Annotated in this window: 3 protein-coding genes; all 3 read left to right on the top strand. The window is 42.6% G+C overall.

The genetic code is table 11. The features are described from left to right. Positions 1–31: 31 nt before the first annotated feature. The 3 genes from AC1EK4_RS08420 to AC1EK4_RS08430 are packed head-to-tail and all read left to right on the top strand — an operon-like array spanning position 32 to position 18,098. Positions 32–511, top strand: coding sequence for a hypothetical protein (locus AC1EK4_RS08420; protein ID WP_480357826.1), 480 nt, complete (start codon positions 32–34; stop codon positions 509–511). A 10-nt stretch (positions 512–521) separates the two neighbouring features. Beyond that, positions 522–1,781, top strand: a complete 1,260-nt coding sequence (locus AC1EK4_RS08425) for a hypothetical protein (RefSeq protein ID WP_480357828.1) — start codon at positions 522–524, stop codon at positions 1,779–1,781. A gap of 6 nt (positions 1,782–1,787) precedes the next feature. Continuing rightward, a complete protein-coding gene (locus AC1EK4_RS08430) occupies positions 1,788–18,098 on the top strand; it encodes a MuF-C-terminal domain-containing protein (RefSeq protein WP_480357830.1) in 16,311 nt (5,436 codons plus the stop codon). Positions 18,099–18,149 lie beyond the last annotated feature (51 nt).

An 18,149-nucleotide genomic window follows, 5' to 3' on the forward strand; every position in this document is an offset into this window, starting at 1 on the left:
TATAGTATAACTTTTAATAAGCATTACAATTATGGGACTAATTGGAGCAGCAATTGGAGCAGCAGGTAGCATATTTGGTCATATCTCAGCTTCAAAGGCTATGAAGAAGATGAAAGCCAATGTAGAGGCGCAGAAAAAAGCAAATCAAGATTGGTACGATAGGCGATATAATGAGGACGCAACACAGCGTGCTGATGCGCAACGTATTCTTACATTGACACAGGAGAATATCAAGAACCGTAATAAGGCAGCAGCAGGAGCGCAAGCAGTAATGGGTGGAACTGACGAGAGTACGGCAGCTGCCAAAGAAGCCAACAATAAGGCTCTTGCTGATGCTACTGCAACGATAGCCGTTAATGGAGAGCAGCGCAAAGATGCTATCGAAGGACAGTATAGGGAGCGTGATGCAGCACTCAATGAACAGTTGAACCAAATCGAAAAAGGAAAAGCAGAAGCAATTGGGCAAGCAGTACAAAGTGTAACCAGTGCAGCTGGTTCACTTCCTTTCTAAAATTTAGAGTATGAGTAGCGCATTAGATGATATATTAGGCAATAAGCCTACACCGTTACCACCACAGCAGCCTCAGCCGACACAGCAGCCGACTGGGGCTAAGCCGTTGGTGGATTGGAATAAGGCAGGTGCTGAATACGAGGCTTCAAAGCCTAAATTCACACCTGCCATCTTACAACAGCAGGAAAAGGAGAAAGCAGAGGCTAACAAAATAGTTCCTCCGATTGCCCCTCCTCCTGAACAGCCAAAGGCACCTGCAATACCTGAAAAGGAAAGGCGGATGTCTTATGTCGATATGTTGAAACAACTCAATCCTTATCAGCCACCAACACAAGAGGAGCTGGAAAAGGAGCGCAAGAAAGAGAAGCGTGAGAGGATGTTTGCAGCAATCGGTGATGGTATTTCGGCTCTGTCAAACCTATACTTTACCACACAGTATGCTCCGAATATGTACAAGCATGAAAACTCACAATCGGAAAAGGTCAAAAGCAAATGGGATAAGATTAGGCAGGAAAGAGACGCAAACATGAACGCCTACATCAAAAATCTCATGGCAGCACAACAAGCAGATGATGAGAACGCAGATAATGACAGGAAGTGGCAACGCCAGTTAGGCATTGATGCATACAATCAACAGAAAGATGCTGATGCTATCCAGTACAAGAAAGACCGTGATAAGGTCAAGGACGACCAATGGCAGCAGACTTACGACCAAAAGGCAGACCAATTTGAAACCACTACAGGTCTAAAGAGAGATGCTCTTGAAGAAACAAAACGTTCTCACAAGGCTAATGAGGGTTTGAAAGGCGCACAAATCCAAGAGACAAGACGACACAACGGTGTTACAGAGTCGCAAGGAGCTGAACGTATTGCCATTTCTCGTGCTGAAGGTTCTGGAGGTGGTGGAAAGCAGGAAACCATCAGGCTAAATGATGGAACTGTCCACACCTATTCTCCTGATAAAAAAGGCGCACTTACTTCACTTGCACCATCAATGGCAAAGAAAGCAAAGGTCGCAGCGGACCGTTATCATAAGGCTGGCGATAGAAGGAGTTATTCGCACTACATACAAATTGCTGATGCGCTTGAAAAGGCAAAGAGCAAAGACGATATTGCTGCAATTGTAGTTTCAAATGTAGGCGACTTCCCGACAATGGACGGTGATGTACGCAGCGTGATAGGTGCAACAGGTGGCTTTGACGCAAGTAATTATCGTAGAAATGGGAACTCAAAATCAAGTAAATCAACAAGTAAACCTCCATTAAACTAATAGATTATGCCAAATAAGATTACATACACGATTACGACATCCGATGGTAAGGAACATCAGGTGTCAAAAGAGAATGTGGATAAGTACGGCATTCAGTCGTATGCAGATGCCTACAAAGGTGCTACCATTCGTATGCGTGATGATAAGCATGGTGATTATGATATTCCTTTGACTCACTTCAACGATGCAAAATCACAAGGATTGCACGCTTTTGCATTTGAACATACACCTACACCTGTAAGCCAACCGGCACAACCTGCAAGCAAGCCTACCACCAGTGGCAAACCAATGACGGCCGCAGAAAAGGCACAAGCAATGGACTTCGCAGCAGGTATTCAGCAAGGAGTTCAGCGCAGTAAACAGCAGCTCGACACAACCATGCAGCGTGCTAAGGCGCAACAGAAGAACCCATTGAACTTACAGCGTGTAACACTGGGTGTAGGTGGAACGAAGCCATCAATGACTGCCAACAAGCACGTTGTTCAGGGTGAGAGTAAGCTAAATGCCAAAACTGGTAAGTTAGAGCCTACCTACATCACTGAGTCTGGCAATGTCTATCAGGGAGACCGTACTATGGCAGATGCTGAACAAAATCAGATTGACGACGCTAAAGAAGCACAACTACACCCAATAGACCACGAATTAAAGGAGGCATACGCAGAACGTGACCGTCTGACTCGTGAAATGAACAGACGTGGTGAGGAACTCGACAAAGAGGCTCTTGATTTCAGTTGGCGAGACATTCCACGTGGTAGTGGTGCAGCTATTCATACATTCAACTCTTCTACATCTAGCGGAAGATTGGCAGATGATGAGTGGAAAGCGTTATTAGCAGCAAAAAATCAGAACCAACAGCGTATAGTTGCACTCGAAGCTGAACGTGATAAGGCTGAGGCTGGTTTTTGGCGTGGTGTAACAGATACTTTCAAGAACCCATCTTTTTGGACTTTTGGCTACACTGATATGCTTGATACTTCTGCTATGCTCAACTATGGTGGCAAGAAGACAAAGAGACAGAAAGATGCCGAACAAGCGATGATAGAGAATACTTACAAGAACCAAGTGGCGCAAAGTAAGTATGGCAAGAATCGTGGCTTCATGTATCGTGCAGGTGGTATTACGGCACAGGCTATTCCATTTATGATAGAGTTCGCTGCAACAGACGGTCTTTCAGGATTGACACGAGCAGGAACTAAGGCCGGAGTAAAGATAGCCGAAAAGGTAGCAACAAATGCTCTGACGAAGAAACTCATCAAATACACTGGTACTACTCTGGGAGACATTGCAGCAGGTGTTGTTATGGCTAATACTACTGGTGCAGCACGTACTGCATCGGATATTGGACAAAGACACCTCGGACATGTAGAACAGGACGAGCATGGCAATTACCGTTTTGCTGGTGGCGAAGACTGGGGTACAGCTATTCGTAAAGGAGAGATAGCACAGGCACTTGAATACTATACAGAAAAGCTCGGTGCGCACCTTGAAGGCTTACCCATTGGTAAAACTATTGCAAAAGATCTTGACAAAATCGGTCTTAGTAAGGTTACAGCAGCTTTGAACCGTGCAGGTACTTCGCAGTACGCCCAATTGGGAACCAAAATAATGAACCGTGCAGGAGTTAATGGATATATCAATGAGGTTGCAGAGGAAGAGGCAAACATCGTCCTCAACTCCATGCTTGTTGGCGACAATAAGATGAGCGACTTGTTTGATGGTCGTACACAGGCAGACATTTGGGGTGGTATGTTATTCTCTGTTGGCGCAATGGAAGCAGCTCCGAAACTTGCTGGCGCAGTAGACTACTACAGAACGAAGAAAAGCGTTAAGGATGCCGATACCGGTGCTGCTTACAGCATGACACAGGAGAAATGGCAACCTCTTAGAGACCAAATAGACAATGCTACCAACGAGGAAATGGCAGACGTTGTTTATGGTATCATTCAAAATCCTGACCTCCATGAGCAAGAGAAGAAAGCAGCGTTGAACTATGCAGGTAACCTTATCAAGTTCAGAGGCTTTAACACTGCCCAATCTGCAAAGGCTAAAGAGTTAGAAGAGACTGGAGCAAAAGATGATGAGACTATCATTCATCAGTCTATGGATAATGCTTATATTCAGGGACACGAGGCCAGCGATGAACAGAAGAATGATATCAAGACACGCTATGAGTATGCTGCACAACAGTTGGGTGAAGCATTAGGCACAGAAGATGTTTCAGGTTATAGCGTTGATGACTTCCTTGACAATAAGGAGAGCCTCAACGATAAACAGAAGCAAGCTGCAATTGACTACCTAAACGCCAAATCTGCATACAATGGTATGATTAGTCAGGTTAAGGACAACATCGACGATGCAATTAAGGCAAGCGATGTGGCTATTGATAACCATACACACGAAGATGGCAATATCTATCCTGCCACTATGAAGGTGGATAACCGAAAGGTGTACGTTGTTGGTGGCCATGCACAGATGAATGATGACGGAACAGGCATTGACCATGCTAAATCAAGTGAAAGTATCATGGTACGTGATGCCGAAACTGGAAAAACAGAAATGGTTGCACCTTCGGCAATCTTATCTGTTGATGAGGCTACCAACGCAGAAGAAGAGAAAGCTAATGCAGCGGAAAGCATACGTCAGACTTATGCACAGAAGGAAGCAAATAAGATTGACGGAACACTTGAGTTCAATGTTGGAGACACCTATTCAGTTATTGGAGAAGATAACTCGCAGCATACATTACAGGTAATAGGCGATGCAGTTGATGAAAAGACAGGTCAGACAATCCCCGACATGGTAATGGTAAGTGTGGACGGTTCACTGCAGCCAACAATGTTGCCCAAGGCGCAGGTGCAGGAGATGAGCGATGGCGAAAACCTATTACGCCTCGGTCAATCCTTACAGCAACGTGAACAAGCCAAGGCAGCAGAACAGCAGTCAAGCAATACGTACAGCCTCAACGATGAGGTTACTCTTACCAACGAAACCGGCAACCCGGTACGTGGAAGTATCACTGCAGACCAAAATGAAGATGGTAAGTTTGAGGTTTACACCGAAGAGCCTATCAATGGCAAAAAGGTTAATCTGTTCAGTGCAGAGGAACTTGATGCACTCAATCCTGAAGTTCAGACAAAGGAGGAGATAGCGGCAAAAGCCCCCCTTAATCCCCCCAGTAGGGGGGAAAATGAACCCACAAAAGATTTGCAAGGTCAAGAGGCCGACACTACGCTCGAAGCCGGTGAATCTGACGATGTAAATAGTGCGTTGTCACGCATTCCCATGGATGAGGAAACGCAGGAGCCACGTTATGAGGAAGCGGATGCCGACACCGCATGGGATGCTATTGTAGAGCAGACAAACGGCGACAGAGCCCTTGCCCAAGAAGTGGTTGACGACACCGTGAGTGAGATGGCGGCAGGCATAGAGAAAGCCGAGAAAGCCATATCAAAAGCGACCTTCAAAGGAAAAGGCATACAGGAGCGTATCGCCTTTGCCAAGGACAAGCAGGAACGCATGGCAGCCTTAGAATTAGAGAAAGAGAGGTTGGCGAAATGGAAGCGCATTGCATCAGTAGAGAGGATGCGTGCAGCCGCAGTAGAAGCGGAGAAATCAAAGGCAGCGGCGGCAGAGCGCAAGGCTCGTCAAGAGGAAGAGGAAAAGGCACGCCTGGCAAGAGAGGAAGCAGAGCGACAGAAGCGTGAAGCATTGAACGGTGTTCCTGATTTTGTGGAAGACAAGGCGAGTGATGCACGTGCAAGAGGTTACAGACGTGTAAACGGTGATAAGGTGGACAGACAAGAGCCACTTGCAGCCGTACAAGGAAAAGAAGTGCAGGTAAAGTTCGATGATAAGAACATTCCATCTGGACATGTAGCACTTATTGACGCTGATGAATTACAGCCAAGCCATAAGAACGGGCAGCGTAACCCACTACACTTCATTGACGAGGCTCAGCCAAAGGAGCGCAAGGACGATGCAAGTAAGGAGGCAGCACGTAAGATTGCATCAAATATTCGTCCCGAGGAAATAACATCGTCTGTTACTGCATACACAGGTGCGCCAACGGTAAACAGTCGTGGCGAGGTTATTCAGGGTAATAACAGAAGTGCTGCCTTAAAAGAGATGTGGGCAGCATACAAAGACCAGGGTGAGAAATATAAACAGTACTTAATAGACCATGCAGCAGAATTGGGACTTAATCCTGATGAGGTCAGAGCTATGGAGAAACCTATACTCGTTAATATGCTTGATGTGGACGATGATGATGCCATTGCACTGGGTCAATTCGTGGCAAACGACACTGAAAGCGGAGGTGTAGAACGCATCAAGCCTAAGAATGTAGTGAAGAAGTTGGGCGATAAGATGAAGAATTTTGCAAGTCTTCTTTTACGTTCTACAGATGAAGATATGTCTTTCTCTGAACTCATAGACCGCAATGGCGTTGATGTGCTAAAGTGGATGAACGCCAATGGCTCAATCACTCCTACACAGTATAAGAGTGCATTTGATAGCAAAGGTAACTTGACGGCAGATGCCAAGAATGACCTTAAAGGCGTAATGTATCAGAGCATATTCGAGGGTGGCAGCACGCAACTCGAAGAAAGGTTCAATGCTTTGCCAGCCAAGGCGCAAAAGGCTATCCTTGCAACTGCTTATAGAGATTATGACAGCCCACAGAGTGAACGCATGGTAGAGGAACTTCAAAACTCTATCATGGCTTATTATGCGCTTTCGCATGATGCTCAGTTTATGGCTGCAACCAATCACAAGGATGCTCGAATGGCTGTTGAGTCATGGAAACGTCAGTATGCTATTGACGATAATACAGGCGAAAGTTATCTTCCAGCAGAGAAATATAGTAACTTTGCGCTGTTGCTTGCTACCATGTATAAGGGCGACAATCAGAGCTTTATACAAGGTACGTTCAACAAGATGTACGACCTTATTCAAGGAACTCAAGAGGAAACATTATTTGAGCAGCCAGACAACACACCACGTTCACTTGTTGAGGCTATCAAAGAGACATTAAACATAGATTACAATGGACAACAAAGAAACGATGTACTGGTTGGCGGTACTACAACAAGCCAACGAGGGGAACAAGGAAGCAATGGAGACTCTACAACAGGAGGACGAAGTGAGAGTAGCGATGGGACAGAAACCCATCAAGGAGGAACTGAAGCAGATAGTGGAAGAAGCGGAAGTAGACAAAGCGGTGGAGGCAGCCAAGAAGAGGTTGTGGCGGGAAACCCACGTTTAACGAAAAAGGAGGCTACTGATTTTATAGCTCAAATGGAGTTGGGTGCAGATGTTGCACAAGAAATCCCGCTAACAATAGAAAATTGGGATAAAGAATTTGGAGAAGACGGTATAGTTTCCACCCCTATTGGTGATGTTAAAATGGGTGAGAACCAATTTGTAAAACTTATGCGAGCCGATCGTAATGGCAAATTGGGAATGCTAAAACCAACTTTGGAATATCCCGACGCTATTGTAGAAGAAAATAGTAAAGCAAAGGAGGGGGCGCATACAGAACGACCATCTTCTTTCATCTTTATAAAGTCTTTCAGGAAGTCTGACGGAACACGTTATTACTATTTCACATCAGTAACTGTTAGTGTTGATGGGAAAGAAGTCGTTGTTTCCAATCAAGAAAAAAGCCGTAACAGAATATTACGGCTCTTGATGGAGGGTAGTGTTATTTGGCGCACTCCGAAAGATGCGACTACTTCTTCGGCTGAGAAGCAAGGTTTGGACTATGTTCACTCTGATAAAGCCGAGGGCGAGACAAAGGGCTCGGTAATAACTCCTCAAAACACTACTCCTGCTAGCAAAGATAGTAAACAATTTGATACAAAGCAAGCAAATGAGCAGAAATCTGCTAAAAGTAATGCAGTTAGTGAAGATTTGTTTGCTATGGCTGAACGTGTTGCAGCAGAAGATAAGGCAAAACGTACACGCAAAAAGGAGGAAGCAAAGGTTGATACCAATCCTACTGAAGCACAGAAAGAGGCTGGTAACTATCGTAAGGGGCATATCAAGGTAGATGGTATGAACGTTACTATTGAGCAGCCCAAGGGTAGTGTTAGACGTGGAAAAGATGCAGACGGCAAGGAATGGGAAAGCAAGATGCACAACACTTACGGTTACATTCGTGGGACAGAGAGCGTGGACGGAGACCATATAGACATTTTCCTTTCTGATACTCCTGAGACTGGAAATGTATTCGTCATCGACCAAGTGAACAAAGACGGTTCTTTTGACGAACATAAAGTAATGTATGGCTTCTCCAACATGGAGAGTGCAAAGAAAGCCTATCTATCCAACTACGAGGACGGCTGGCAGGGATTAGGGAACATTACCGAGGTCAGCAAGGAGGAGTTTAAGAAGTGGATTGATAGCAGTAAACGCAAGACGAAGCCTTTTGCAGAATACTCTTCTGTGAAAACAGAGGGTGATGTTAAGGTGGAGCATCCTATTGAGAGCAGCGAGAGAACGAAGCCAAAGACCAAGAATAGACTGGTAACGGATGAACGCTATGAGGAGCTGAAAAAGCGCATGAAAGCAAAGCTACGTGGGCAACTTAATATGGGGGTAGACCCTGAAATGCTCGCTATCGGTGCAGAGATGGCTGTGTACCATATCGAGAGTGGCGCACGTGCTTTCAGTGAGTATGCAAAGGGAATGATTGCAGACTTAGGCGATGCTATTCGTCCTTACCTAAAGGCATTCTACAATGGTGCAAGAGATTTACCAGAGATGGCAGAACTATCTAAGGAAATGACACCATACGATGAGGTAAGTAAGTTTGATGTTGCCACCATCAGCAAAGAGGGAGAAGAGATAAAGCCGAGTGTCTTCGACACCGCAGAGCAGATTAGTAATGAGGCTACTGTTGAGCATAACGCACAGGAGGAAGCCAAACAGACAACAGAGACGGGCGATGTTGATAACGATGTGTACTCTATCACCAAGCAGCACAACAACAAGAAAGATATTGATATTTGGGTAGTCCGTGGCAAAGAGCGTACAGACAAAGATGTGTACATGCAGCGCAAGCAGGTTGCCAAAGAGCATAACGGTTACTATTCTTCTTTCAGAGGAGTAAACGGTTTCGTATTTAATTCTCCCGAAGATGCGCAAGCATTTGCAGACAAAGTTTTTAACACAGAAAACAAGGGAGATTATGCGCAGAAATCAGAAGAAATTATGCGCACGGACAATCAGGGCAATCCTATTGATAAGGACGGAAAGCTAATAATAGAAAAGGTTGGAAGCATATCCGACCTTACAGATGAAGATTTTGAGCATCCTACCCGTAGTGTGGAATTGCCTGCTATTCCACAAAACATAGATGAAGCTATTGGGGCAAATGGTAAGCCTGTTGTTATCAAGAAGAATATCTTTGAAAAGAATAAACAAAGCCATTCTGATTTAACCCCTGTACAAAGTCGTGATATTTTACAGTCAGCTTTATATAATGCTGATTTGTATGGACAGAATCAAAAGGCAAAACGTCCATATAATTGGATAGTCATCAATACTAAGGATAAAACTGGCAATAATCGTTTAGTGTTATTAGAGGTTAATGATAAAAAGGATAATGTAGAAATAGTACATTGGCATTATATCCGTGAGGCAGCATTAGAAACAATAAAAAGACAAGCCGAGCGTGAGGGCGGCCTAATCCTCATACTGCCTTCTGATTATTCAGAAGAGGCTGGTGGCCTTTCCAGCCGTACGCAAGACTTGTCTTCTGTTGGCAAAGATACGCAAAGTTCTCACACAAAGCAAGTAAATGAGGATAAATCTACTCCAACTGCTAAAAAAACCAAGGAAAGCAAGCAGGAAATCCAGCACTCTACAGAAACATTATCTAACGACACAGAGGCAAAGTGGTTAGCCACAGGCGAACCCAAAATACATCAAGCTAAAAAATCGCAGAAAGAAAGTAAAGATAGTAATGTCTTCTTGTCTCAAAAAGAATACATAAAAAAGGAACTGGTCTCCGTATTGAAGCAGACAAAATACAAAACGTTGGAGGAATGGGAAGACAAAGATATAGAAAATTATGTCCAAAAATATGATGACATTTTAGAGACATACGAAGATTATGTAAGAGATTTGGCTGATGACGAAAAACTGCAAGCCATTTATGACAAATCTTCTGTTAAGACTCAAAAGGAAATAAGAGAGCATTTAACAGATGCGGACTTGGATTATCATGAGTTTATCAACACCTCTCCCAAGCGCTTAAGGATACAAGATAGATTGACGCGAAAAAGTAAATATGCAAAAGGAGAGTTTTCTGATGGAACAATTGTTTCAGGAGAAGTTGTCAGATGGTCTCCTACAGGTCTGACTGTAAACTCTCGTGGTACACTATATACCATAAGTGCTAATAAGGTATTGGAGCAGAGTAATGAGCTAATGAATGCAGATGGGCACGAATATCAGGAAAACGGTTCATTACAGTATTCGACAAAAGATTTAACCAATAATACTACAGCAAAGCGGTTAGCCACAGACACCATCTTGTCAGCCTTAAACAAGGCAGGTATAGAAGTTGTGCGTGCTACTGATGAGCAAGCGCAAGAGTTGCTTGCCAATACCCATGCATCCTCCCTACTCACCCCACAAGGCACTATTTACGGCTGGGCAGTGGATGGCAAGATTTATCTTACAGAAGCAGGCATAAACCCTGATACGCCAATCCATGAGTACACGCATTTGTGGGCAGAGGCGATGATGTCAAAGAATAAGAAAGGCTGGAATAGTATAAAAGCGTTATTGAAAGAAACCCCTGTATGGAATGAGGTTGTTGCAGACCCAAGCTATTCCAATATTACGAATGATGAAGATGCTGTTGCAAGTGAGGTTTTGAGTCGCATCAGTGGCAGAGAGAATGCAGCGAGAGTTGTATCAGAAGCGCAGAAAGTCATAGATGAAGACAAAGATGTTTTTGAAAAAGCAAAATCTGTAACATTGCTAAACCAAATAAAACGTGCATTGGATATGTTTTGGAAATGGGTAGGTAAAGAACTGTTCAAGATAAAGAAATTTGGTTCAATTAACGAGGTGACAGATAGGGTACTATATGACCTTATGCATAGCTCAAAACTTAACTCTAATGACAAATCTCTTATAGGTGTACATAACATATCGGAGCAAAAGCTTCGTAAAGTTTTAAAGCAAGGAGGATTTGCTAATCCGTCTATAGCTGTTATTGACACAGATAAGCAGGTGCATAATGATTATGGGGAAATCTCTCTCATTTTGCCAGCTCGTAAGATCAATAAGTCTACAGGTAAAAATGCAGGAACGTTCGAGGGCGATGCATGGACTCCAATGTACCCTGTTGTCGAAAAACAAATAAGTAGCGATGGCGGAATAACGATGCATAACGATATCAATGCAGTGCCAAAGGATATGCAGAGTGAAGTCCGTAATGCATTAAATAGATGGTTAGAGAATGGCTCGGACACTGATTTATCATACCTTTACTTATTCCAGCAAGGGAAAGCTCCGCAGATGATTGTCGAAAAGCCAAAATACAGAAATGAGGTTCACAAGACTCTAAACGATATTATGTTTGGCGTTAATAGCGTTTATAAGTTATCAAAAAACGAAATAAAGAAACTAGTAGAACTTTACATTCAAACCGAACTTGATGGAAACATTAAAGAATATAACGAAGCAATTCAAAGAAAAATTTCAAAATATGAAGAGTTAATTAAAAGATGCAAACCTAACTCTTTGCAATATAGAGTTGCAGACAGCTACTTAGAAGATATTGAGAAATATGGATACCCTCTTTCTCCTTTAATCAAATTTGTAGATGATGTGCAGAGAGATAAAATTAAACAAGGAAGCAAAAATGCACAAAAGACTCTTAACACAGCAAGTCAAATCATAAAAGATGCTGGTCTTGAAAAAGATTTTAAGAACTGGGTAGAGGGCTTAAATAGTCGTTACCAAATAAAAGAGGTTATTTTCGACGGCTTTACTCCAACAGGCAAACGTAGATATATCCCTAATACGTTAGAGAATGTATCTAAGATTATGAAAAAACAGGGACGACAAGCCTCTGCAGGGGTAAGTATATCATTTTCCAACTTTGCTGCAGCCGTAATGAAAGCAAACGGAAGTCTTGATAATATCAGAAAGAAGAAAAGCAAACTCACAAAAGAGCATAAAGATATAGAAGACTTTGAAGAAAAATGGAAAGAAGTATATTTCGACTTAGCAATGAAATTACAGCCAAATGCGAATATGTTTGATGATTACGGATTTGCACGCTTACAAGAGGCTGCGAATGAGAAAAACCCGCAAACATACATTAGAAATGTTTATGGGATAACGCTATCAGAAGAAGATGTTCAGAAGTTACAAGACTTGGTGGAAGCTATTCGGGAAGAAAGACCGGCGTTGTATTTTGAAACAAAATTTGAACGCCCTGTTTATCTTAACGAATTTTCTAAAGCTGTAGTGCCAGAAGATTTCTCTGACGATTTACAGAACGCACTTGGAGAAAGTGGAATAGAAGTATTCACATATAAACGAGGAGACGTTGAAGACAGGCAGAGAGTAACAAAGCAGGCAGCCTACAGCAGTAATGATATTGTATTCCAAATAGGAGATGATAACAATGAGATAGAAACTGCCGAGCGAGATAAACAATATTTTGAAGCTGTTCAGCGTGGCGACATGGACACAGTCAGACGATTGGTGAATGAAGCTTCAGAAAGAAATGGCTATACGTCTAATTCTGATTATCAAGGGACATCTGCTTTCAATGGAGCTGCTCCTTATGGCAATGGCTATTTCTTTTCAAGGGAGAAACGCAAGGAGGCATACGAGAATGATGAGTTTGATGGAGATACCAGTTTAGATGACTATATCAATAGCGGTATCGATCCTATGAACTTAGACTTTCTAACAAGTGATAGCAGCTATCGGTATGCAGATGATGCAAGAAAAGAAGCTATTAAAAACCTTAGGAATGTTATTAAAAATAAGCGTCAAACCATAACAATGTATCGCAGCGTACCTTCTTCTGTAAAAGAGGGGAGCTTTCGTAATGGAGATTGGATAACACCAAGTTACGCTTATGCAGTGGAAAATGCAAGAGTTCATGGTTGGGGACGCGATTTTAGAATAATAGAACAAGAAGTTCCAATCGATGAGGTTTGGTTTGACGGAAACGATATTGCCGAGTTTGGGTATGGTAATGAGGATGATTTTATAAACGACAAAGATTATCTTTATAGTAACACTAAGAACAATCGCAAACTTCCTGACGTTGTTACTTATGATGATAATGGGAATATTATACCACTTAGCAAACGCTTCAACAAATCAAAAGGTGACCCACGCTTTCAGATAAAGAAGAACACCTTATTTGCTAACGATACTGCCAGAAGTCATGCTTTTGATAAGGAAGTGAATGAGCAGTTCAACAGAGAACTGGCAGAACTGACAGAAGAGAACGCAGATACTAAGATTTTCAATCTAGGTAGTCCGTCATCAATTCTTCTGTCGGCAGGTGTCGAAGATAAGCCGATGAAACTGTATGGCTCTAAACTGATGAAAAAAGCGAAGTTGCATGGTTTCTCTCCTAAAGAACTTCAAAGCCTCCCTGCAGCCCTGACAGACCCTATAGCCGTATTCGATAATTATAAGAAAACTGATAATCGTTCTATCCTTACAGAGTTGAATACAAAGGATGGAAATTTCCTTGTGTCTTTGACCATCGGTAAGGGAATAGATGTAGATTTCAATATTATTGCATCTGCTTTTGGGAAAGCCAACGACAGCATAGTAAAGTGGATAAACAAAGGCTTTGCAACCTATATAAATAAAGAAAAAGCCCTAAACTATCTGTACCTCTCCGCACCAATTGCGGAAGCCGCAGAAAATTCAGAGCTTTCTTCTGCTGCAAAGATAGTGAAAGATTTTGTAAATCCAAATATTGGAGAAGAAAAATTGCGAGAGGGTTATGGTGCATACACAAATGATGAGTTGAGTTTCATCAACGACCCTTGGGCAAAAATGATAGGTAAGTCTAACCGTACAGCCAAGCAACGTGCAGCATTTGCCGAACGTGAACGTAGTAGAATGACTAATCGTGTAGAGGAGCTTGCAGACACATTACATCTTGACAATGTAGAAGTGGTTACAGATGCCAGCCAATTAGAGGGTAATCGTGCAAAGGCTAAAGGTTTCTACTCAAAGCGTACAGGTAAGATAACTATAGTTATCCCTAATCATGCCAATATTGCAGATGTAGAGAAAACTTTATTGCACGAAGCAGTAGCGCATTATGGCTTGCGCAAACTCTTTGGCGACCATTTCGATACATTCCTTGATAATGTTTACCAAAATGCAGAGCCTGATATTAGACGTGAAATTGTAAAACTTGCAACCAAGAACGGCTGGGACTTCCGCACAGCGACAGAAGAATACCTTGCATCACTTGCAGAGCAAACCGACTTTGAAAAAGCAATGTCGCAGGGTTGGTGGAGTAAGATAAAACAATACTTCCTCAAAATGCTGCATAGTCTCGGCTTCGATAATTGGCAGGGAGGTGAAATTAGTGATAATGAACTTCGCTATATCCTTTGGCGTAGCTATGAGAACCTAAAGGAGCCAGGAAGATACCGCAGTATCTTAGGAGAAGCGGAAGATGTGGCAAAGCAGTATGAGTTGAAGGTTGGTAATTATGCAGAGCAGACAGAGGTAACGTCGGGTGAGGTTGCAGAGGCTTCTGTTGGACTTGATGAGGTGAATGAGCGGTTTAATAAGGAATTAAACAACCTTACAGAAGAGAACGCCGACAAAGTCGCACTTGGGTTAGGCAAGCCCTCAAAAGTACTGTTAGCAGCAGGTGTTGAAAACAAGCCTATGAAGCTGTACGGCAACAAGGTTATCAAGAAAATGAAGAAGCATGGGTTTGCACTTGAAGAGCTAAAAGATTTACCAAAGGCAGTGGCTAACCCTATTGCCGTCTTTGACAATTACAAGAAGGAGGGCAATCGCTCTATACTTACAGAACTTCGTTCACAAGGGAAAAATATAATGGTTGCTGTAACTCTTGGCAAAAACGGTGTCGATGTAGATTTTAATATCGTTTCTTCTGTATTCGGTAAAGGAAGCACTAATATTGTGGACTGGATTAGCAAGGGCTATCTTGCCTATGTAGATAAAGAAAAAGCCTTAAATTATCTGTACTTCTCCGAGAGAAATATCTCGGAAGCCACAGATAATCCAAAGCTTTCTTCTGTTGCAAATATAGTGAAAGATTTTGAGAATCCAAGCGTTGAGGAAGAAAATGTTTTGTTCCGTGAGGGTGAGGATAGCGTTGACGCTCGTGATATTTACGAGCATCGTGTAAGCATGGCAATGTTCCAAACACAGGAAGCTATACAAGATAGTATGCTTGGGTTGAAAGAGGCTATGTACGCAGTGCTGAAAGCGGAAGGTACGAAAACGGATATTGCAGATATAGCAGGGTTTGAGAATGCCTATTTAGGAGAAAATAGATTATCTTCTGTCAATAAGGCTGAGGCAGATGCTTTTGCACACCTTGTTTTTAAGCCAATGCTTGATGAGGTTGCTAAGCTTTCAAAGAATGAGCAAGAGCGTGTAGAGCTTGTTGATTATATGATGGCAAAACATGGTTTGGAGCGTAACGAGGTTATGGCGGAACGTGATGCTACTGAGGCATTCAAAGTAAATGAACAGGCACACCCTAATAGTACAAAAAGTTTCGATGATTATCTTGCAGATGCTCGTGAACGTGATTATGCAGGTCTTACTGCCTTGACTGGAACAGATACAGTGGAAGAAGCAGAAGCGGAGGCTGGAAGAATGGTTGCAGATTACGAGCAGAACCATGATACGAAAGCATTGTGGGAAAAGGTAAATGCTGTTACCAAAGCTACTTTGTCAAAGAGTTATGAGTGCGGTATGATGAATAAGGACACATACGACAAGATAAGTGGTATGTATCAGTTTTATATTCCACTTCGTGGCTTTGACGAAAAGACAAGTAGCGAAGCATACGCATACCTTACTCATAGTCAAAGTGCTTTTAATGCTCCGATTAAGGTTGCAAGGGGTCGTACTTCAAAAGCAGATGACCCATTTGCAAATATGCAGAGTATGGCAGAGAGCGCGATAACACAAGGTAATAGGAATAAACTGGTAAAGCAGAAATTCTTAAACTTTGCTCTTAACCACCCAAGCGACCTTGTTAGTGTGAGTGATTTATGGTTGAAACATGACGATGTAACCGATGAGTGGAAACCAGTCTTCCCTGATAACATAGAAGACACAGACTCAGCAGATGATGTTGAAAAGAAGTTGCAAGACTTTGAGGCACGTATGGAAGAACTCACAGAGCAAGAGCCCGAAAAGTATAAGCATGGCAAGGATACCATCAATGTTCCGTATCGTGTAGTAGAGAGCCGTGATTTAAGACAGCATCAGGTTATTGTGAAACGTGGTGGTAGAGATTATGTCTTGACTATTAACGGCAACCCAAGAGCAGCACAAGCCCTTAACGGACAAACTAATCCTGATAATGACAATTCAGGTGCTATCGGTGCTATTCTTAAAGTTGGCGAAATGGTAAACAGACAGTTGAGCGCATTCTATACAACACGTAACCCTGACTTTGTTGTGTCGAACTTCATTCGAGATATGCTTTATGCTAACTCAATGGTATGGGTAAAGGAGAGTCCAAACTATGCGTTGCGATTCCATCGTAACATTGGAAGATGCAATCCTGTACAGATGAAGATACTTCTTACCAAGCATAGAAACGGTAAGCTCAATATGGATAACGACCTCGAACATTCATTCTATCAGTTCATGATGAATGGTGGCGAAACAGGTTATGCCAACATGAGAGATATAGAGCAGCATAAGAACGACATTCGCAGAGAGTTGAAGCGTGCTAATGGCAAGTTGGGTATTACAAAGGCAATCAACTTATTTGGCGAAAGACTTGATGAGTACAATCGTGCCGTTGAGAACAGCGCACGTTTTGCAGCATTCCTCACATCACGAGAAATGGGTAGGACAATCGACCGCTCTATCTATGATGCAAAGGAAATCTCTGTCAACTTCAACAAGAAGGGAAGTGGCGCAAAGTTTATGGGAGCAGCCGGGCAGACGAAACTTGGCAATACAAGTGCTTTCGTTTCAGGACTTGGACGTAGTGGCTTTGTATTCTGGAATGCAGCCATACAAGGAACAACAAACTTTGGCAGACAATTCAAGAGACACCCTGCAAAAGCATTTACGGCAGCAGCAACGATGTTCATACTCGGTGCTTTGGTAGCAGGAATGGGCATGGGAGACGGCGACGATGACAACAAGAATAGTTATTGGAACTTACCTGAATATGTAAGACGCAGCAATATCTTGTTTAAGGCTGGCGACCAATGGGTATCTATACCATTACCTGTTGAATACCGTGCTATATATGGCATGGGCGAGTTAATGGTTAGCGCAATGAGCGGTAAGGAACATTTCACAGGTACAGAATTAGGCAGAGCCATTGCTGGTCAGGCTACACAGATTCTTCCTATAGATTTCTTAGAGGGTGATGGAGGTTTGAAAGCGTTTATACCAAGTGCAGTAAAACCATTTGCTGAGGTCTATACTAACAAGAGTTGGACAGGTATGCCTATCTATAAAGACACTCCTTATAATAAGGATATGCCTGAATGGACCAAGGCTTACAAGAGTGCGAACAAGTATCTTGTTGGATTATCAAAGCTGCTCAATGAAGCAACTAGAGGCGATGCCTATACAAAGGGTGCTATTGACTTTAACCCTGCAAAGGTTGAGTATATTCTTAATGGTTATTTCGGTGGCGTCTCTAATACTATCGACAAACTTACTAAGAGTGCGGAGACTATTGCAGGGCAAAGAGAATATGACCCAAGAAGTTTCTTGGTACTCAATAGAATTTTGAAGAATGGAGACGAACGTACAGAGTCGCGTGCCATTAACAACGAGTACTATCGAGCAAAAGAGGAACATGACAAGATAAAGGCAAGGATAAAGCATTACGAAAAAGACACAGATAATGGTGTTTTTGACTATGCCGAGAAGATTGACTTCCTCTATAACTCTCCTGAATATGCACGCTATGAGATTTTCGAGGACTATAACAAAGAAATTGCCGGTCTCTATGATGAAATGAAAGAGGCAACAGACGATGATGAACGTAAGGTTATCGATAATGAACTTACAGCATTGAAAAAGCAGATGATTGAGGAGATGAATGCTACACGTAAATAGTTAAACCCACGGTGGCACAAATTTTAATTAGATTTGTGCCACCGAAAACAA

Source organism: Prevotella sp. C0026C3, assembly GCF_056590795.1.